The 19214-nt window shown below is 39.3% G+C and carries 18 protein-coding genes and 1 riboswitch; of the genes, 7 read left to right on the top strand and 11 right to left on the bottom strand.

The features are described 5' to 3' along the window. Positions 1 to 166 precede the first annotated feature (166 nt). A complete protein-coding gene (locus IRB79_RS11785) occupies positions 167 to 343 on the bottom strand; it encodes a hypothetical protein (protein WP_019381986.1) in 177 nt (58 codons plus the stop codon). Between the two features lie 140 nt (positions 344 to 483). Beyond that, positions 484 to 933: a GNAT family N-acetyltransferase gene (locus IRB79_RS11780; protein WP_243508591.1), complete on the bottom strand. Its 450-nt coding sequence runs from the start codon at positions 931 to 933 to the stop codon at positions 484 to 486. Between the two features lie 243 nt (positions 934 to 1176). On the opposite strand from IRB79_RS11780, the gene IRB79_RS11775 reads away from it, so the two are divergent. Genes IRB79_RS11775 through IRB79_RS11765 form a run of 3 tightly spaced genes read left to right on the top strand, consistent with a single transcriptional unit; the run spans position 1177 to position 2237 of the window. Then, entirely contained in the window at positions 1177 to 1542 is a 366-nt protein-coding gene (locus IRB79_RS11775; RefSeq protein WP_197207249.1) for a DUF2089 domain-containing protein, read from the top strand. Between the two features lie 13 nt (positions 1543 to 1555). Further along, complete coding sequence (locus tag IRB79_RS11770) at positions 1556 to 1945, top strand: SHOCT-like domain-containing protein (protein ID WP_243508590.1); 390 nt, start codon at positions 1556 to 1558, stop codon at positions 1943 to 1945. Positions 1946 to 1955: 10 nt separating this feature from the next. Beyond that, positions 1956 to 2237 (top strand): hypothetical protein, encoded by a 282-nt coding sequence (locus IRB79_RS11765; protein WP_243508589.1) that lies wholly within the window; start codon positions 1956 to 1958, stop codon positions 2235 to 2237. A gap of 136 nt (positions 2238 to 2373) precedes the next feature. On the opposite strand, the gene IRB79_RS11760 is transcribed toward IRB79_RS11765, so the two are convergent. Both IRB79_RS11760 and IRB79_RS11755 read right to left on the bottom strand, forming a co-directional pair. Further along, positions 2374 to 3564: an aminotransferase-like domain-containing protein gene (locus IRB79_RS11760; RefSeq protein ID WP_243508588.1), complete on the bottom strand. Its 1191-nt coding sequence runs from the start codon at positions 3562 to 3564 to the stop codon at positions 2374 to 2376. Positions 3565 to 3633: 69 nt separating this feature from the next. Next, positions 3634 to 4206: a GNAT family N-acetyltransferase gene (locus IRB79_RS11755; RefSeq protein WP_243508587.1), complete on the bottom strand. Its 573-nt coding sequence runs from the start codon at positions 4204 to 4206 to the stop codon at positions 3634 to 3636. Positions 4207 to 4298: 92 nt separating this feature from the next. Between IRB79_RS11755 and IRB79_RS11750 the strand changes: the two genes are divergently transcribed. Next, positions 4299 to 5675 carry a MocR-like pyridoxine biosynthesis transcription factor PdxR gene (locus IRB79_RS11750; RefSeq protein WP_243508586.1) on the top strand — a complete coding sequence of 459 codons (1377 nt, stop codon included), beginning with the start codon at positions 4299 to 4301 and terminating at the stop codon, positions 5673 to 5675. Positions 5676 to 5708: 33 nt separating this feature from the next. Here IRB79_RS11750 and IRB79_RS11745 read toward each other — a convergent pair whose 3' ends face one another. The 7 genes from IRB79_RS11745 to IRB79_RS11715 all read right to left on the bottom strand — a co-directional run bounded on the left by IRB79_RS11745 (position 5709) and on the right by IRB79_RS11715 (position 15314). Continuing rightward, the gene (locus tag IRB79_RS11745) at positions 5709 to 6092 is read right to left on the bottom strand and encodes a PH domain-containing protein (RefSeq protein WP_243508585.1); all 384 of its coding nucleotides are present in this window, start codon (positions 6090 to 6092) and stop codon (positions 5709 to 5711) included. A 39-nt stretch (positions 6093 to 6131) separates the two neighbouring features. Beyond that, entirely contained in the window at positions 6132 to 6710 is a 579-nt protein-coding gene (locus IRB79_RS11740; RefSeq protein ID WP_243508584.1) for an O-methyltransferase, read from the bottom strand. A gap of 108 nt (positions 6711 to 6818) precedes the next feature. Beyond that, positions 6819 to 6925: riboswitch (SAM riboswitch) on the bottom strand. A gap of 74 nt (positions 6926 to 6999) precedes the next feature. Further along, positions 7000 to 11460, bottom strand: coding sequence for a coiled-coil domain-containing protein (locus IRB79_RS11735; protein WP_243508583.1), 4461 nt, complete (start codon positions 11458 to 11460; stop codon positions 7000 to 7002). Continuing rightward, positions 11438 to 12187, bottom strand: a complete 750-nt coding sequence (locus IRB79_RS11730) for a DUF6063 family protein (protein ID WP_243508582.1) — start codon at positions 12185 to 12187, stop codon at positions 11438 to 11440. The genes IRB79_RS11735 and IRB79_RS11730 overlap by 23 nt, the downstream gene beginning before the upstream one ends. After that, positions 12184 to 13695, bottom strand: coding sequence for a hypothetical protein (locus IRB79_RS11725; protein WP_243508581.1), 1512 nt, complete (start codon positions 13693 to 13695; stop codon positions 12184 to 12186). The genes IRB79_RS11730 and IRB79_RS11725 overlap by 4 nt, the downstream gene beginning before the upstream one ends. After that, positions 13686 to 14759, bottom strand: coding sequence for a Wadjet anti-phage system protein JetD domain-containing protein (locus IRB79_RS11720; protein WP_243508580.1), 1074 nt, complete (start codon positions 14757 to 14759; stop codon positions 13686 to 13688). Before IRB79_RS11720 ends, IRB79_RS11725 begins: the two co-directional genes overlap by 10 nt. A 210-nt stretch (positions 14760 to 14969) precedes the next feature. Further along, positions 14970 to 15314 carry a hypothetical protein gene (locus IRB79_RS11715; RefSeq protein ID WP_243508579.1) on the bottom strand — a complete coding sequence of 115 codons (345 nt, stop codon included), beginning with the start codon at positions 15312 to 15314 and terminating at the stop codon, positions 14970 to 14972. Between the two features lie 470 nt (positions 15315 to 15784). On the opposite strand from IRB79_RS11715, the gene IRB79_RS11710 reads away from it, so the two are divergent. The 3 genes from IRB79_RS11710 (at position 15785) to IRB79_RS11700 (ending at position 18465) form a co-directional block, all read left to right on the top strand. Next, entirely contained in the window at positions 15785 to 16630 is an 846-nt protein-coding gene (locus IRB79_RS11710; RefSeq protein WP_243508578.1) for a hypothetical protein, read from the top strand. A gap of 314 nt (positions 16631 to 16944) precedes the next feature. Further along, positions 16945 to 17586, top strand: a complete 642-nt coding sequence (locus IRB79_RS11705; protein WP_243508577.1) for a hypothetical protein — start codon at positions 16945 to 16947, stop codon at positions 17584 to 17586. Between the two features lie 258 nt (positions 17587 to 17844). Then, a complete protein-coding gene (locus IRB79_RS11700) occupies positions 17845 to 18465 on the top strand; it encodes a hypothetical protein (RefSeq protein WP_243508576.1) in 621 nt (206 codons plus the stop codon). Positions 18466 to 19214 lie beyond the last annotated feature (749 nt).

Below are 19214 nucleotides of genomic sequence, written 5' to 3'. Positions count from 1 at the left end.
TACCCATCTAATGAAAAATTCATTCTATCTATAAAACCACAGAAGATGCCTGCACTTTTCCATCAGGCAGGCATCTTCTGTGGTTTCAGTATTTCCTTTTAAATTGGACAAACACTTACGAAGACACTCCAATTTAAAAAGCAGATATGTTATGTACTCTTTGAGGTTAAGATCCTATAGACTGCTCTACTGCATTTTCCCAGCTCGGAAAATAATACAATGCATTTTTCATTAGCTCTGGATTTGATTTCTTTACTTGCTTCTTTCGGGGCGGCTGCCCTTCTTTTTCCAACAGTTCAGAGATCCCGGTTAATACTTCTTCAACACTCATACTGGTTTCCACATCATTCCTCCTTTTTGAATTCAACTATATAATTTCCATATAATGAAAAATTATTCAGCCTTCCTTCAATATTATTTTGCAGTATTTAGCTGGTATTCTATCTGATCCAAAAATCGCGCCCGTGGAATAAAGCTATCAAATTAAAAGATTAATTTCATCCCTTCATGACTCGCTAAAAATCCCAGCTTATTATAAAAACGATGAGCATCATTACGCTGCTTGTCAGTCGTCAATTGAACAAGACCACACTCTTCAGACTTTGCTATTGCAATTGCCTCTTTAAACAAGGCTTCCCCTACTCCATTTCCTCGGCAGCGCTGATCGACCCGGACCCCTTCAATTTGTGCGCGCTTCATCCCTTGTCGTGCTAAACCAGGAATGATCGTTAACTGAAGGCAGCCAATCACCGTCTGACCGTCTACAGCTAAAATGATCTGATTTCCCGACTGTGCTTCAATTGTCTTAAATGCTTTATAATAACAATCCGGCAGAGGTTCTTCATACCTCTCACGCTTTGCTCCTAATTCATCATCGGCAAGCAAGCGGACAATAGCTTGTAAATCTTCTTCATTTGCTTTTCGAAAATGCATTGAAAAATCACTCCTTCAGCGCGAAAATATTTAAGTGCATCACTGATTACTTTCTATTAATATTTTATTTTCCCTTTTATTAGGCTCTTTTCATAAAACCTCTGCAATTTCACCTATTAATCAATAATATTAAACATCCAATTAAAATTGTTTATTTTTTTATTAAAAATATTTAAATTTAATTATTTATATTTTTAATTTTTTGTTATATAATCAAATCAAATAAAAGGAAGGAATTTCATTATGGCTTATAAATTAATCACAGATTGTCCTGTCTGCAGTAAAACATTGAAAATTACGAAGCTGCATTGCTCTCATTGTCACACGACGATTGAAAATGAGTTTGAATTATCTAAGCTGGCATCATTATCAAAGGATCAGCTTCATTTTGTGGAAGTATTTTTAACATGCAGAGGGAATATCAAAGAAGTTGAAAAGGAACTGGGTATTTCGTATCCAACGGTTCGAGGCAAGCTAACAGACATCATTTCATCCCTCGGATATGTGCAGAAGAAGAAAAATGAAGCAGACGAGAAAAAAGTTGTCACCATGTTGGAAAATGGCGAAATCACACCAGAAGAAGCCATAAAGCTATTAAAAGAGGAATAAGGAGGAATTTATCATGAAAGAGGAAATTACAAGAGTGTTAACAATGGTTCAAGAAGGGAAAATTGATGCCGATAAGGGTTCAGAACTGATCGAAGTATTAAAAGAGAAAGAAGCGACAGGTAATAAGGTATTAGAAAAACCGGCCAAGTATTTAGATAAAACATTAAAAATTCGAGTTGTATCAGCCGAAAATGATAACGTCACGGTCAATTTGCCAATAAAACTTGTCAAGGCAGTATTAATGGCTGGACACAGCATAGCAGCGAGTATCCCCCAATCAGAAAAATACGTTAAAGATATAGACATAAGCCTTATTATAGAAGCAATCGAAAACGAATTAGATGGCCAAATTGTTGATATTAAATCGGCAAACGGAGATACCGTTTCGATCATCATTGATTAGTGAACTGCTTATGCTGCATGTAAAAGTGAAAGCAAAAGACCTTCGGTTAACCATACCAATTCCATATGTTATATTAACCATTTTTATTTCATTATTATCTTCAAAATTTATTCAGCAAAATGCAAACAAATGGACAAAAGAGCACTTTGAAAGGAAAAAACTGGACTTCACCTTTCCGCTAATAGACAAAAAAACGCTAATGCCTATCGTCAAGGAACTGAAAAATTATAAGGGAATCGTGCTAGTAGATATCAAAGCTAAGGACGGTACTGAGGTTCAGGTAAGACTATAATTTATTAAAAAATAAAGCGATCACTTACCGGTATTCTAAAGAAAAAGCCTAATTTCCCGCATACAATACTGAGAAAATTAGGCTTTGTTTACTTTATTCCTCTTCATTTTTACAAGTTCCATAGAAATATTTTCATTCAAAGATAGGCCTCTGCGACTCTCCCCAGCCTGCGAATCCCCTCTGTTATTTCCTTCTCATCAGCATAACTGAAGGAAAGGCGAAGAAATTCCGTTCCAGCTGCCTGATCCATGAAAAAGTATTTGCCAGGAATAAAAGATACCCCCTCTGCAAGGGCATGTGTCAGCAGTTCCGATGTATCGGCACCGGGAATTTTCATCCACACGAAGTACCCGCCTTCGGGCACATACCAGGAAGCTGATTCAGGAAGGTACTGTTCCAGTGCGGAGGTCAGAACATCGCATTTGGACCGGTATGTATCTCTCAAGGTTTCTAGTTTATTATTAAAATCCGTGTTTACAAAATAAACAGCCATGGCAGATTGAGCAAACGGATGGTTCAGATCTTTTTTAAACCAGGCGCATGCATGGATCATTTCACTTGCTCCCGCTATCCATCCTATACGCATGCCAGGGGCCACTATCTTGGATAACGAACCGACATGCAGAACTCGGGAGTTTTGATCCATTGCTTTTAGAGTGGGGAGTCTTTTATTAAATGATAATTCTCCATAAGCATCATCCTCTACAATTAGGAAATTATATATGTCTGCAAGCTCCAATACATGCTGCCGGCGCTCTCCTGTCATCGTCGTCCCTGTAGGATTTTGAAACGTTGGGATTGTGTAGAGAAAACGCGGCTGAGCGAGCCCTTTTTGCTTTCTTTCCTCTAGAATCTCTTCCAATACATCTGTTTGAAGTCCGTGCTTGTCTACAGGAATACTAAATATATGTTTTGTGTAATTCTGGAAAATTTCTAAAGCCTCCATATAAGTGGGAGATTCTATTGCCACGATTGACTCCTCATCAAGGAGAATGCGGGCAATCAAATCGATCGCCTGACAGGCACCCGAAGTTATCAAAAGCTCTTTTTCCGTAACAGATATCCCCCGCTCTTTCAATCTCTTTAAAACCTGTTGCTTGAGTTTTAAAATCTTGGGACTTCCTATATAATGGAGCGGCAAATCATGTTCTTCCTCTAATAGACTGTTAACAGCTGCCTTTACCTCTTCATCAGGCACAAGGGCAGGTGCTGGATAGCCGCAATGCAGGCGTATACACTCATCTGGAATCTCCGGAATCCAATCACCAGGGGGAGTATTCTGAAGCGCCTTTTTAATATTATCAGGAAAAAAAGAACCAGCATTCATTTGAATCTACACCCTTCCAGCAGTTTTATTAATCATTATAAACTTCTTGCCTGAGATGCTCCACAAAACCTATAAAAGCAAGTGCTCCTCGAAATGTCTTTTTACTTTTCCCCAATCTTCCTTTATGACACTATACAGGACAGTATGACGAATGGTCCCCTCTTTTCGTATCATATGATTTCGAAGAACGCCTTCTTTTACCGCACCGATTCGTTCTATTGCTTTTTGTGAGCGGACATTTTCATGTCCCGTTTTGATTTGTACACGGTTAAGGGAAAGCTCTTCAAAACAATATGTTAACAATAAATATTTACAGTTTGTATTAATATTCGTGCGCCAATAAATAGGGTTCATCCAAGTGGAGCCGATTTCAAGATGTTTATGCTGGGTTGAAATATCGAGAAACCAGGTAGCGCCGATGATCTTCCCTGTTTTTTTATGGACAATGACAAAAGCAAAATCGGTGCCTTGCTCCCGTTTTTTTATGGCATCTTTGACATAATAAATGACCCGGCTTTTCTCAGTTAAATCAACAGACATATGCTCCCATATGCGTTTATCCTGAGCTGCTTCATAAATTCCTTCAACATGCTCAAGTTCCATGGGAATTAACTGTACAACATTGTTTTCTAATTTTTGCATGCTATCACTCTCCTTGAATCAATTAAAACCTAATTCTGGTATGATAAAAATAACCAAAAATGAATTTTATTATAATACCAGGGAATGATTCGATGGAATTTCAAATTCTGCTTTCGGAAAATGGAATAAAGTACAAAGAAATTTATGAACAAATTCGGCTGGCGATTTTAGATAATAAATTGTCAGCTCATGCAAGACTTCCTGCAAAGCGGCGGCTGGCTGAACAATTAAACGTAAGCATCATAACTGTTCAGATGGCTTATGAACAGTTGCAGAGTGAAGGGTATTGTTATTCAGCAGAACGCAGAGGCTATTTTGTTTCTGAAATTCAGGATGAATGGCACTATAGTCAGATTAATACAACGGACTTGGAGAAAAAAGTTCAGAATGAGTTTCTCATTAATTTTAAAAATGGGCAGATCGATGCCTCCGCCTTCCCCTATAAACATTGGAACCGATTATACAGAAAAGAGCTTAATGAATCTAATGCCAGCAATGCACCATGGCAGGGCGAATATTCTTTGCGTGTCCAAATTGCACTATACTTACAGCAAGCTAGAAGGCTGGCCTGCCAGCCGGAGCAAGTGTATATTTTCAACGGATTTCAGCAGCAGTTACTAAATGTATGTTTGTTTTTTAAACGGGAAGCCATCGGAATAGAAGACCCAGGTTTTATTCGGGCTAAATCTATTTTTGAGCAATTACAGCTACCATGTTATCCGATTTCTGTGGATGAGGAAGGATGCTGTATGCCTGATTCTGATGAGCCTGTAAAATTATTATATACCACACCTGCTCATCAATATCCTACCGGTACAATTATGTCTATTGCCAGAAGGGTTGAACTGTTAAATTGGGCAATCAAACAGGATGCTTACATTATCGAGGATGACTATGATTCTGAATTTCGCTACAAAGGGGCACCAATACCAGCATTATCCCATCTGGATTCAACCGGGAGGGTTCTGTACTTCGGCACCTTTTCAAAAACATTGCTGCCATCACTTCGGATTAGCTATCTGATTCTGCCAGCAGCACTGCAGCAAGACTTTGAAAAATTTAATGCTTATCAAAAGTCGACTGTTTCAAGAATCGATCAGCGAGCTGCTGCAAAATTTATGGAAGAAGGACTTTATACATCTCATATAGCAAAAATGAGAACGTTATATCGAGCCAAGCGGAGCTGTTTAATAGAAAGCCTGTCAAAACATTTAAGAGAACTCTTTGACATAATTGGAGATACAGCGGGCTTGCATATCATCGTGACATTACCCAAAGGATTGAATGAATCTAAAGCAATTGAACTGGCAAAGTCGGCGGGAGTTGAAATCGATGCTGTTTCACCTATGTATCATCTTCACAAGCCAAACAATCAAGTGATGCTTGGATATGGCGCCCCTTCCATGATCGACATTCAGAGAGGAGTCCATTTAATCGCCAATGCATGGAAAAGTTATCTAAGCAAATAAGGAAGCCATATATTCAATCATTCAAAAGAGCACTTATCTTACAGGATAACGCTCTTTTGCTGAAGTGGTAAACATGCACATCTTTTCCTTAACAGCCACCAAAAAATCAAACATATTCATCCCCTGGATTTGCTGGAATTTATAAAAGTCTTGATTATAGTACATATGAATATGCTTCCCGGTGATTCCCCTTTTTTCTTCAATGGAAGTAATATTGCTATACGCAAATTCTTCAACTAATTCCTTGTTTGTATCTGATACCGGGATTCCATAGAATAGCAGTCTTTTGTTCGTTGCCGCAAAGAAGCCTGCATGCGGTGCTAAACAGTAATGGGCAACTAATGAACAGGTTAAACATTCAATAATGTTTTCATCCTCATGAAGTAGATGTTCAACCTGATTTTTAATACTATTCATGGAACGATCCCCCTTAGTTTCAATGAATAATTTCATCTATCAAACCGCTGTTTTAACTGCAAGTATCAGCCCGGTAGACCAATCCAATTCTGTTATGTCAAGGTCAGGTCTGTCCCGCAGAGTTTTTAGAAGTTTAGTGGCTTTGATCCTAAATTCTTCTGGCAATTTCTGCTGCGGAAACACATCATGAATCACATAAAAACCGCCGATATTCAAATGATCCAAGGTTTTGTCCAGAAGCTCGAATTTCCCCGGCCACGTATCTGCAAAAATAAAATCGAACCCCTCCGACAGGTTTTGTATAAAAGCTGCTCCGTCCTCACAGCAAAATGTGATTCTGCTGTCATTCGCGAGGTACTTTCTCGCGATCGATTGCACTGTCGAATCTATGTCAACGGTCGTAAGCTTACTGCCTTCATCCATCCCATCAATGATCCATGAAGCAGACGCTCCCGTACCTGTTCCCAGCTCCAAAAAACTGCCTCCTGGTTTTGAAGCAGCCAGCCCCTTCAGTAAAAATCCTGTTTTTCTATCACATGACTGCCCGAAGCCGAGCAAATCAGATTCCTGTAATATCCTCGAATATGCTTCCGGTACCTGTATAACGCCGTTTTCCATTTTGCCATTCCTCCTCTTTCTTCGTTCTAATCTAACCCAAGCTCAAATCATAAAGGAGCATCAAAAAAAGGCCTCTTATTTTAAGAGGCCTTTGCTATCAAAAACGACCTCTTATCTCCCAGAGTGTCAACTCTGTTGGAATTAGCACCTTCCTGACATAATCAGGGGTTGCTGAGGCTTCGCAGGGCCAGTCCCTCCACCTCTCTGGATAAGAATTTGTATAAAATATATATTTTCAACCAAGTATTGCATAGTTTTTGTTAAATGGCAATACTTTAATTCTTTTAATCTAATGAACAGCTTCCTCTCCCTGATAAATTCGAAACGCAGGTACAATCGTATCCGACACAATCTCTTTCCCTTTTTCCCGGATGAAATCCAATTTATAGTACGCATCGAACCTCTGGCTGATCTCTGTTTTCACCAATTCAGGCGGAGTGACGACGATGAATTGGAACTTCAGCTTATCGGCTACAGCGAAAATCGGGTCAAGCACATGGGCAGAAGCCGCTTGTCCAAACGGATTATCACAGACTAACGGAACCCAGCTTTGATCGGTTTCACTCTTAACAGAAAGAAGCATCATCATCATGACCATGCGGGCAGATAGCTTTTGACCGCCGCTGCCATCAGATTTAGTCTTTGAACCCTGGTTGATCGTCTGCCAGGTTGAATAATGCTCACGCTGCGGTTTTCCGTACATGAAGGCATTATCAGTACGCATGTTATAAACCAACAGTTCCGGGTAACGATTTCTGAGAGAGACAAATAAAATCTGCTCATCACTGATAAGCTGTTTAATTTCCTGATCAAGCTCCAGATTATTGTCATCAATCATCTCGAATCGCTTTGTAATTTTGTTAATGGCTGAAACAAAATGCTGTTTCAGTAAAGGTTCAACATCTTCCGCTTTTTTAGGCAGGATGTCTTCTTTGAGCTGGACAAGCGGGAAAGAACCCCGTTCATTCTTCAGCTTCATTTTCGCAATCATCGAGCGAATCGCTTCTGAAATGCTCATCACCTTCATGCTCGCTCGGCTGGCCCAGAAGTTCTGCGCTTTTTCTGCCCGTTCTTTATCGCGTTCCAGCTGCTCTAAGCCGCTCTGTGAAAAGCGCTTCATGTTTTGGACTACACTTTGAATATGCGCATAATGCCTGGTATCCATATGATCAAGCGTAGTTAAGACTTCATTCTTAAAGCGGATTTCCCAATCCTTGCCTTCAATATTAAGCTTTAAATTGCGCAGGGATTGTTCAATTTTTGCGTGCTTCTCCTGGCCTTCATCCTGAATACCCTGATGTTTTTCACTCCAGGAAATGATGCTTTGCTTTCCTTGACTCTTTATTTTTTCAATATCTTCATCCGCAAAAGCTGCTGCTTCCTCTTTAAGGATTACGGATAGATGCAATTGATTGTTTTCAAACTCAGCAATGTTTTGTTCGGTCTCTTTTTTGCGCTCTTCCGTTTTCTTTATTTCTGCATTCGTCTGTTTGGTCTGGTCAGCGATCTCAACCGTCTTCACTTCCAGATCAAGCTCTGCCCATTCTTCAGGCTGTTTATCATGCTTGGCCACTTTTTTAGCAGTTTTATCACGCTGCGCCTTCGCATGCTTTAAGGATGTATCGGCTACAGTTACAGCTGTTCCCTGCTCACGCTCTTCTTTCTCTGCTGCCTTTGCTTCCTTTGCAGCTGTCTGTACCATATTTTCCAAAATACTCATTGGTTCATCCGGTACAGACGCATCTTTCCACTCTTCATTAAGAGCAAGAAGTTTTTTCTCCAGCTTCTTTTGCTGCTTTTGCTCCGATTCTCTTGTCGCCTGAATCGCCAGCAATTCACTGGCTTGTTCTTCTTTTGATTTTTGCAGCTGTTTGAGCTCCTCAATGCTTCCATTAATTTCTTCTAACATATGCGGTGATAATCGCGGAACCTCTTCAGAAGCTTCTGCTTTCTCAGCGGCTGGAAAAACCGCACCTTCTATAAAGAAGCTGATCTCCTTAATATTTTGCTCGGCTGATAGCTTCCATTCCAAATAGGTTTGGCTCCACTTTTCCTGCAGGCCAACGATGGTCTGATGCTCGTTTCCAAGCTCTTTCTGTACACTTTCGAAAGCTTCCTTTTGTTTCTCTTTTTCCTGCTTTACCCGTTTATTTTCCTGGTGCAGCGACTTTTCATGGTTAAAGTTCTCTAATGTTTCCACATCTTTTAATAGCTTCTCAATCTTTACCTTCGTCTTTTCCAGCTGTTCTCTAAGTCCCAGCTGCCGTTCTTTTTCTTTTTCCTCCTGCACGATGATGGCCTGCAATTCCGTTTTCTTGGAAAGCAGGGCTTCCTTTTCCTGAAGCAGTGCTCTTTCGATATCACCGGCAAGGTCATGGGAAAGGAAACGGTCGATTTCTTTTAAAATACGGCGGAGAGAGCTCTCCGTTTTTTCAATTTCTAGAAGTGTATCTTTCTTTTCTTCTATTTGTTTCGCAATCTTAATTTTCCAGTTCGTGAACTGATTTTTATCTGTTAGCAGTTCCTTCTCCGTACCGGTGATCATCACAAAGGAATTCTGCTGATTTTCGCCCGTCATTTCTTCCCGCATAAAAATCGGAACCGGGCTCTTAAACATTCTTCCGGCAAGGACCTGCTTATTCATTTTTTCCCATTGCGGCCTGCTGACAACTAAGCCGTATGGCAAGAGCGGATGAGAAAGCATGTGGCTCACGATTTCATCCGGTTTTAAGGATTGGAGAAATTGTGAGCCGTAAAACACATCTATGCCTGTTTTCTCATCAATCCATTCCTTCAGTTCCTTCACATCATTATTCGCAATCCAGAAATGCTCATCATTCAAGGCATAGTCCAGCTGCGTTTCCCAGAGCGCTTTTTTAATGTCTTCCCCTTGCTCACGATTTTGAACGAGCAGCCCATCCACCTGCAGGGCATATTTGGATAAAAGAGCGTTCGAAAACTGCGCTGTGACATCATCCAGCACACCTTGCAGCTTATCGTACAGCTTCACTTCTTTTCGCTGCTGCTCTTCGCTTTTCATCTTTAACTCTTCACACTTTTCTTCAGAATACTGAATGGATTGAGCGAGCGTGCCATGTGAAGATGCAAGCTGATTTTGCTTATCATTGGATTGTTTCTCTTTTGCCTGCAAATCCTCGAGAGCAGCTTTTTTGGTTTCAATCTGTTTGTTAAGATTTTCGATAAAGCCCTGTATATCGTAGGTTAAGCGATCACCGAATTCTTTGATAAGATGTTCTTCTTTTGATTCAAATTCATGAATTTGAGTATAAAGAAAATCAATTTCCGTACGGAGCTGGGCAATCTCCTGGGTCTTTTGTTTATCCTGCTTAGACAGGTCGTTTGCTTTTTTCTTTAAAAACTTCTGATATCCGGAATAATGCTGAACGGCTTCCCTAATAGCCGCGGTGGATTTTTCCCACTGGTGCGCCGCTTCTTTTTTGATTTCATCCATTCTTTGATTCACTTGCTCTAAGCCGCTGTTTTGCTCAAGCTTCACAATCTGCTGGGAAAGAGCGCGGATGCTCTGTTCCCCTTCATGCCATTCTTTCAATAAAAGCTGAACAGCCAGCTCATCTTTTCGCTCCTGCTTTTCTTTCACCGTTTCCTGCAGGATCGTATGCTTCTTCTGTTCTTCCCCTAGTTTCTTCTCCCAATCCAGCACTTCCCGGTGAGCTTTTGCGTACTCAAGGTTATCTTTCTGAAAGCGCAGTTCCACTTGCCTGCCTAATAATTTTTCGATTTCCTTTTCCAGCTCAATGAGTGTTTCTTCTTCCGTTTTCTTCAAATGCTCCAAAGCACCAAGCAGCTGTCTCCCGACCTTAATGCTGTCCTCAACAATTTCTTTATGCTCGATGCCCTTTGCCAGACTCTCTTCAAATGGAAGAATATCTTCCAGGAACTCTTTATGAGCCTGCTCTCTTTTTAGCAAAACAGGCAGGTCCTTTGCAATACTTGCCTGACTCTTAAAAATCTCCACCAGATCGTTCTTCTGATGCTCCGTCCTGTGCAGGACCTGACTGACTGTAGGAATAATACGCTTTTGGAACAGGGAGTGATCATCTTCAGCGCCTTCAAAGAATTTTCCAACACCGCCTTCATCCTTGTTAATGTCTTTCATAATATCCCAGTCTTTGCGGTTAATGCCGTATGTATCAAGAATGCGGTAGTGCTTCTTTGTATCCCGGTAGACATCATATCCATTCCATTTTAAATAATCCTTCAGGCCTTCTGTTTCAGCCAGTTCACCATCTTCATAAAGTGGAATATGATCAAGTGATGCTTCTTCTTTCCGTTCAAACTCCCTGGTATAAAACGTGATATTCGGGACAATTTTCGCTTCCTGTTCAAGCGTTTTGCTTTCTCCGCCTTCTTCGTTCATGGAAATCCGCTGTTCTGCTGAAAACATTCCGCCCGTCACCAAATGCCTGCGGTCAGCCCCGTCGAGCTCCCATTGAATGAGAACATGAAAGGTATAAGGAATGAATTGCTCTTTATTATTAAAAAAGAATTGCTGATAATAGCGGTTGTTCTGCTTTCCCCAAGACGTTCCTGGCTTAAGAATCTGGAAGATGGTCTGCAGGAAAACCCCTTTCCCGCCTCCATTCATCATGGAAATAAGGCCATTTGTGGAGGTCTCCTCATTATGGAAGTTAAATGTTGTATCCTTGTATTGCTTTTGCATGCCATCATATTTGAGGCCGGCAATTCTAATTCGATGGATTTTCGGCATGCTGATCCTCCTCTGTCTTCATTAATTCCTTGAACATTTCATAGCGGTCATAATCGTGATACAGATATTCAATTCGCTCAAATAATTCCTGTTTCGGAATCGCCTTTGGAATATCCTCCCGATCGAGAATGACGATGAGTCCTTCTGTCTCCAAAAGACGCATGCTGCTTGCAATCAAACCGATACGCGTTCTGCGATTGGCTTTCTTAGATCCATAATCATCCGTTTCGACCTCCATGTATTTCCATGTTGTCACGACGTCCTTCATATCAATTTTTTCATCTTCTCCGAAATCCGGTTTTGCTTTAAGAATGCTATCCCAATTCATAATGACATCATTGACTTGCCGTTCCAAGGTATAGTAGCTAATCCCTTCGCGCTTCGTACGGATTTTAGCCGCCTGGCTTCGGTCGATGCTTGCCAGGAATGCCATAATGACTACGCTCATCAGGTGAAAGTGTTTCTTCGTTTCAACCTGCTTATGCCGATCCTTCATATGAGTAAAATTTGTAGCAAAAACAGAGCCGGTCGGCTGCACGACGAGCTGAATCCGTTTTGGCGATTCAATGATAAAGGTCCCGGATTCGTCTGCCAATAACAGAACCGTCTGTCTTACATCAGGATCGAAATACGCCTGAAAGTGCTCGCTGTTTTCGTCGATGACTTTGTCTTTTAAAAGCGTAAAATAAACAGCGGATGCTTTTTTGATACTTTCTGCACTCATCATTTCTCCTCCTTTACACAAATTTTAAACGGAGTGATTTTCATTTGATACCAGAGGAAAGGTTCCGCCCGATGATCAAACTCGGTATATATTTTCAAGCCTTCAAACACCTGGAACTGCGGATATTCCTGCATCAGTTTATAGAGGAGAACCTCCCGTTCATCGCTTAACGTCTTTTCTTTCCGATGAAGCACCTGAACCTTCAGCGGCTTTTTATCAAACATCATCCATAAATCAATCGTTTCTGATTCTTCAAACCATAAATCCTGAACCTCGAGCGGCAATGTCGTTAAATCAGCCAGGGAAAACTCTCCGTATGTCTGCAAATATTGAAAAACATAGCTCCAGGCCTTGATGACAGAATCCCAGTTCGTTACCCTCTGATGGGTAAAGCTTTCCTCTTGCACTTCTTCCTCCATTGTCTCTGTCAGCTGCGTTTCATCAAATTCCTGCTCTCCCCAAATCCAATCCAAAGGCAAAATAAATTCATTTTTTGGCGAAAATAAAGGACCTAATACTTTTTCAACTCTATCGAAGGAAGAAAACCCTTCTTTCATGAACCAGTTCTCGTAAATATGCTCCCTGAATGAAACGAGGCTCTTTTCCCAAAACAGGGATGGATTTTCCGCTTTCAGCTTCATTTCATAGGAGATATTTTGAATCACAAGCTTGGCAAAACGGTCATGCAATTGCCTCGTATGGCCAATCTTTTCCTGGAGAAGGATCAATTCTTTTTGAATGAGATCATCTTCCTCATTTCTTCGTTTCGTCTTCTCAATCATGCTGCTGATGGTACGGAAGTGATTCTTCTCTTCTTCAAATTGCTTTTCAATTTCCGCACGGTTATCAGCCCTTTGCATTTCTTCTTCCATCAATAAGATTTTGGGATTGTTGATCATTTCTTTTTGAAAGGAGAATTCTTTTGCCATTAAGCGGTTGACCCGTGAAATGAGGTGATCGAGGTTTCGAGTAGCTTTGCGGAAATTACCGTTTTTAATCAGCTGCATACTGTAGAGCTGTTCAATGGTGATCGAGAATTCCTCAGCCATTTCCCTGCTCATGAAAATCATTTCCTGTGAGACATCTGTGAGCTTGTAGACGATCGATCCGCCCATCTCCAGGTTTGTATATAATTCATCCATTGTCACGTAGCGGAAAACCTGCGTCTCCCATGACTGCCTGATTTCATCGTAATACAGGGCTTCAAACGGCCTGCTGTATTCCTCTTTCCCCTGATACAGAAGCCCGCTTGTGATCCGTTCAATCTGCTTCTCATCGGCTAAAAGCTTCATTTGCTTGATTGAATCTTCGACCATATACTTGATATCCGATTTTCTCCGATGATCATCATCATTCAATTCCCGGTAAAAAATGGTGAGGAGCACCTGCATCAGAATCGTTTGGATATGAGGCTTCAGCTCTCCGACTTCCATTCCTCTCCCGAGCTCAAACAGCGGATTTAAACGCTGCATCCTCTGGGCGAACCCTTCCCATGATTCGTTCACATCCATCTCCTCCATGTTTCAATAGTTAAGACTTCCTGAGGAATCCGTTTATTTTCCTGCCATAATTGCACTAATAAGTCCCTCTCTTCCTCGGTAAACCATTGGAAGAATGCATCTCGGTATTTTAGGTTTTGAAGCTGGCCTGATTTCTGCTCATTTCTTTGATCCAGACATTCAAGCATTTTACGATAAATCTTTAATGCAGGCTGAATGCAGCAATCCGGATATTTTTCAATCAGCCGGGTCATGATCCCGTATCCTGCCGCATCAAGATCTCCCGCATAATAGAATAGATACGATTTAGCCGGGAAAATTTTAAAGAAAAACGAAAAGCTCCGTTCAATCTTAGTGCCTTCCCCATAAATGATAAGTTCTGGCTCATAATCCAGCAGATTACTTTCCAATAATTGAATGGAAGTATGAAAGAATGATAGATTCTCGACAATCAGAACCCGCTGAATATCTCTGGCTTCCTTCCCCTGCTTCATCCAAAATACAAAAGGCTCTCCGTATTTCACCACTTTAAGCTGCTCTTCCGATACGCCAATTCGCGCCAAAAAACCTTTTCCATCAGGAAAACTGATCACGTCCTGCAAGAATTTTTCATGGCCGAACAGCTCCAGGCTTCTTTCCTCGAGTGAAATGGTTTCCCGTTCACCGCTGGACTGGAGAAAAGCATATAAATTCTGGATCCGGCTCCATTCCTCTTTCGTCTGCCATTCCGGATGCCGTTCATAAAATGAAAAATCGAACAGATCACTCAGCTTCATCATCTCGAGACGATCCCATTTGTCCATCTGAACTTTCAAGTTAACCCAGTAATATAAAGGCAAAGATGGTATCTTGCCATTATATTGATTGTTATGTATTGGATTCAGCTGCCCTTCATTTTGCAATGATTGAATAGCTTCATAAAACAGTGAATAACCATCCATTTCATAGTAATCATCCAGCAGTTTTCGCAGCTGAAATTCTAAATCGTTTATGTTTAACTTTTTCTTTTGCTTCGGGTGCTGAATATCTTCTATAAAACTTCTTACCCTTGTTTCAATGATGTTGATTTCGTTCACCTTCTTACACTTCTTAGGGTCATAGAGATAGACTTCTAGTATCCAATTTGGACATCTTTTTTATTATAAACTAGTTGTTTGATTGTTGGTAAATGGATTTTTTGAAAAATGAGCGGTTCCAATAAAACACATAAGGCAATTATCAACCCAAAAAGGTGCCTGTCCCATCATTCACTAATGCTTTAGGGTAACAGGGGTCAGGCACCTTTATTACAAACTAATTTTGATCAAGGTTGTAGAATAGTTTTTTTTCCTTGCAACAAAATTCATGATGATGATCATCATAACAGCTTTTTTTCTTCCTACAACAGCATTCATCATCCTCTTCATACCGGCGTTTTTTCTTCTTACAACAGCATCTATCGTCGTCCTCTTCATAATGGCGTTTTTTCTTCTTACAACAGCATTTATCGTTGTCCTCTTCATACTGGTGTTTTTTCTTTCTACAACAGCATTCATCATCGTTCTCTTCATTATGGCGTTTTTTCTTCTTACAACAGCATTCATCATCGTTCTCTTCATTATGGCGTTTTTTCTTCTTACAACAGCATTCAATATCGTCCTCTTCATAACGGTGTTTTTTCTTTTTACAACCGTATTCATCATAACACTGTTCTATGCAGCCATTTTTACAACAGCATCCATCATCGTCCTTTTCAATGCAGTGTTTCTTTAAACAACTTTCTTCATGGTGATTTTCCCATCTGCGCTTTTTCTTTTTACATTTATGGTAACAAATGTGTTCATCAATACAACAGCAATTCATATCACAACAAAAATCATAATAATAATAAGACAAAGAATATCATTCCCTTCCATACAATCTGATATCAATATATGAAAAAAATGAAAAGGAAATTGTCCTAGAGTAGTTTAATTTAATAATCCAAAATATTATATTTCAAAACAGTAATACATTTTTATGGAAGATGTCCCAATCACATATATTTTAAGAGTGTAATCATGTATATAACAAAAGGCTTCTATCATATAGATTAATGGTCAGGACAAATGGGAGGGGTAAATTGAGTATTCAGGAGAACCTACCAAGAAGCGAAAGTTTGTTATCTTATCTCCAATTTTATAAGGAAAAGTCTTTGTTACTTGAACAAAAACTGCTTCTGGCTAAAGAAAAGAATGAACGTCTAGAAGCCAAACTAAAAACTTTATCAGAAAAAAAGGATCCAGAAATTGAACATACAAAGTTTGTAAGTAAAGATAACTCAGGTGAAAAACCAACTGTACTTAAAGGGATTCTTGGACAAATGCTTTCGGAGTTAGAGTCAAAGATTAAACAAACCAATGAAGCTAAGCAAATTGAATTCCGCAACCGTTTCTTAATTCCATTAAATAATGATAATACCTCCAAGCAACATGAAGTAAAAAAGGAATATAGGTGTATTGGATATTTTGACTATGCGCTTCATTTATATAGAAATAAAGCAAGTTCAATAAAAGGGACATTTTTTATAAAAAATACGGGGCTTAAGCCATTAGAAAACCCCCATATTTGCATTCGTTTTTTTCCAGTAGGCACTGCAAATATTAAAGCTTATAATCTATCTAATAAAAAAGCTGGAAAGAACAAAGTGGAACCACAATGGAAGTTTATGGATAGCAATTGGTCATCAAGTGCAAAAGAACGGGGAGAAATCTGGATTTGTCCAATTAATAAAATGAATATTATACCTGGGAATTATGTTTCAATCAATAACTTTGAGATCCTATTACAAAGGGAAACATATCACAATATTAAAATAGAGGCATTTGTCTATTTTAATGAGAAGGAATTTAAGATTAGAGCTTCTAACCGTATTGCTGTTTATAATAAACAATACTGCCCTATATGTATGAAGGATAAATATAAATAAGACAGAAACAAACTTATCCGTTCATGAGAGTGACAAAGCTCTTCATGGACGGTTATTTATTTATTTATTTATTTATAAATACTAATTTCCTGAAAGCAGGATAACAAGTAATTATCATTATCTATATAAGCCTGTTTGACGAAATCCCTTTTCTTTCTTTTCTCTCTACTAAATAATGAAATTCTAGTTTTAAATCATTAAAGATCATAGTAATAAAGCCTTTTTTAAAAAAAATGAATAAAACAACTATTCCCCGCCACTACATCATTCATAGTATATATTGTTCTAAAAATAACAAAAGGAGTTGAATTAATTTGGACTTTGTGTGTAATAATCAACAAGCAGCATCACAATGTTGCCCACCAAAGGCGCAGCAGCCGTGTCCATCCCCAAGCATAGAATGCTTAAAAGTATTATCTGTTATTTGTACTAAGAATGTTCAGAAGGTAGCAGAGTTATCTGTACCAGCCGCAGATTTAGGGATAACAGATCTGTCACTAATCTCATTTAGTAATATAAATGCCGACCCTAATGGCATCGTAATGAGAGGGACATTAATTGAGGGTAAAGTAATTAATTCAGGCTATGTTCCAATTACAGCTAACCTTAATATTGTGGGTGTCGAACTGCCAATTACCTTATCATTAAATCTTCCTTTCCAGGTTGAAACTGAATGCCCTGGTGCATGTCCAGGTGACGATTTACAGGAAACAGTTCCAGTTATTGAGGCCGTCCTTCAACCTGTCATCACTCCGGGTATTACGGTAGGTGATGTGGCAGCACTTGGTTTTATTACTTTTAAAGTCATCATCAGGACTCAAATTACTGTTTCACGCGAAAAGCTTGTTCAAGCTGGTGTGACTGTACTTGGAGATATTAATCCAGATCGTTGTACAACACTTCAACCTACAACACCAACTTCCAGAACAGTAACATTCTTTAATGGCAACGGATAAAGCTTAGAGATTGCTTAAGCTTCAATAAAATTGACCGGACTAGCCGTACTTTCCTAGTCCGGTTAAGTTTTTTATAGGTATAATAAGGTGCCTTTGCGAGCCTATTTAATTATAACCTTTCTCGTTATTTCCCTTTTGGAATGAAGCAATATTAATAACTTCAGATACATAATATTAGATATAAGTCATTTGTAGCCAATTTTGGTGATAAACATATAATGACATTGTTGAAAATTCGTTAAACAGGAGGTTCTTTTAATGGATCTAAAAAATGACGCATGTCTAACAAATGAAGCCGTACTTATTCAATCAGTAATATGTTCTAAAAAAGTAAAGCTTATTGCTTATGTAAATACCAGTCTAAGAAAAACCGAATGTACGAACATTCAGTTTATTCCTGACCTAACAACCATTCAAATCAATGGTACATTAATGAAAGACCTTATAATCATTCAAGGATTTATTAAAGGCAGTGTTATTGTTGACGGAAAATGTGTGAAAAAAACTACTTTATCATTTCAGGAAGAGGTCATGTGTGAAAATATATGCCCGGGTGATACTTTAAAACATACCACCCCTGTTCTAGAAGGAGTATTGCCCCCACAAGTCATTCCACACGAGGGACACGAAGGAGGCAGAATCGTATTTAAAGCGATCTTCAGTATACAGGCAACAGTGATTAGAGAAAAATTAGGTACTATTAGTGTAAGTATAATTGGAGATATCAATGAAAATCGATGCAAGCCTGCCCCTCAACCAACTTTGATCGTTTCTTGTGAAGAGGATAAAAAAACATGCGGAAACCATCACCGCAACGATTATGAATCAGAGGAAGACTTCCCATGTTTATGTGAAGAATTTGAAAGTTCTGGCGGATAGAATATCCTAAAAGCTTCAGTGCATTTCCATATTTTGTACATCACATTAATAAATTCTAATCTTGTGAATAATTGCAAGTTACACTTAAAATCTTGTCCTATTTAAAAAAGAATATGGTAATCTGATGGGGAAATTTCCGGTTACACACTTCAATGTTTACTCTACTGTTGATTCAAAGCTTTTTTATATTGTTTCATTTGTGGGCGAATTTCCTCATTGTTTAAATGGTGCCTTTTCTCTTTCGAATTAGCGCATTAAAATAACACAATATATTCCAAATACATGCATTAATTTTCTAATATCTTTACATATAAATGAAGTAGTGATTCCCACAGTGGAGAAAGTTCTCTGAAAAAGTGACAATAAAGGCTGGGAGTGCGCTTATCAGGTAGCAGATGCTTGGGAATTCCATTTGCATTTTTGCTTGCAGGGAGGTGACCAGTGCGAATCCAGACAGTAATGAAAAAAATGCCTGGAAAAGCGATTGGATAAAGGGCAAGATTTTTCAGAAAGGTACCAGAAGAAAGGACTCTCGGTACTTCTGTAAATATTGAAAACCAAAACTCCAAGCCTTGATGACAGATTCCCAAGAAAAAGGTGCCTGTTTTTTTGCTGATTAACCTATTAACGCTGCCTGGGACAAGTCTAAAAAAAGCGTTCAGTTTTTATGCTGTAAGTGCTTACTAAATAGCAAATGCGTGATTACCGATTTTTTTTCACCACTTCACGGGAAAAGATCCACTCACTTG

The sequence above is a fragment of the Cytobacillus oceanisediminis genome, assembly GCF_022811925.1.
GTDB lineage: Bacteria > Bacillota > Bacilli > Bacillales > Cytobacillaceae > Cytobacillus > Cytobacillus oceanisediminis_D.
Note: the sequence above shows the minus strand (reverse complement) of the source record. Positions and strands in the feature narration are given on the sequence as shown.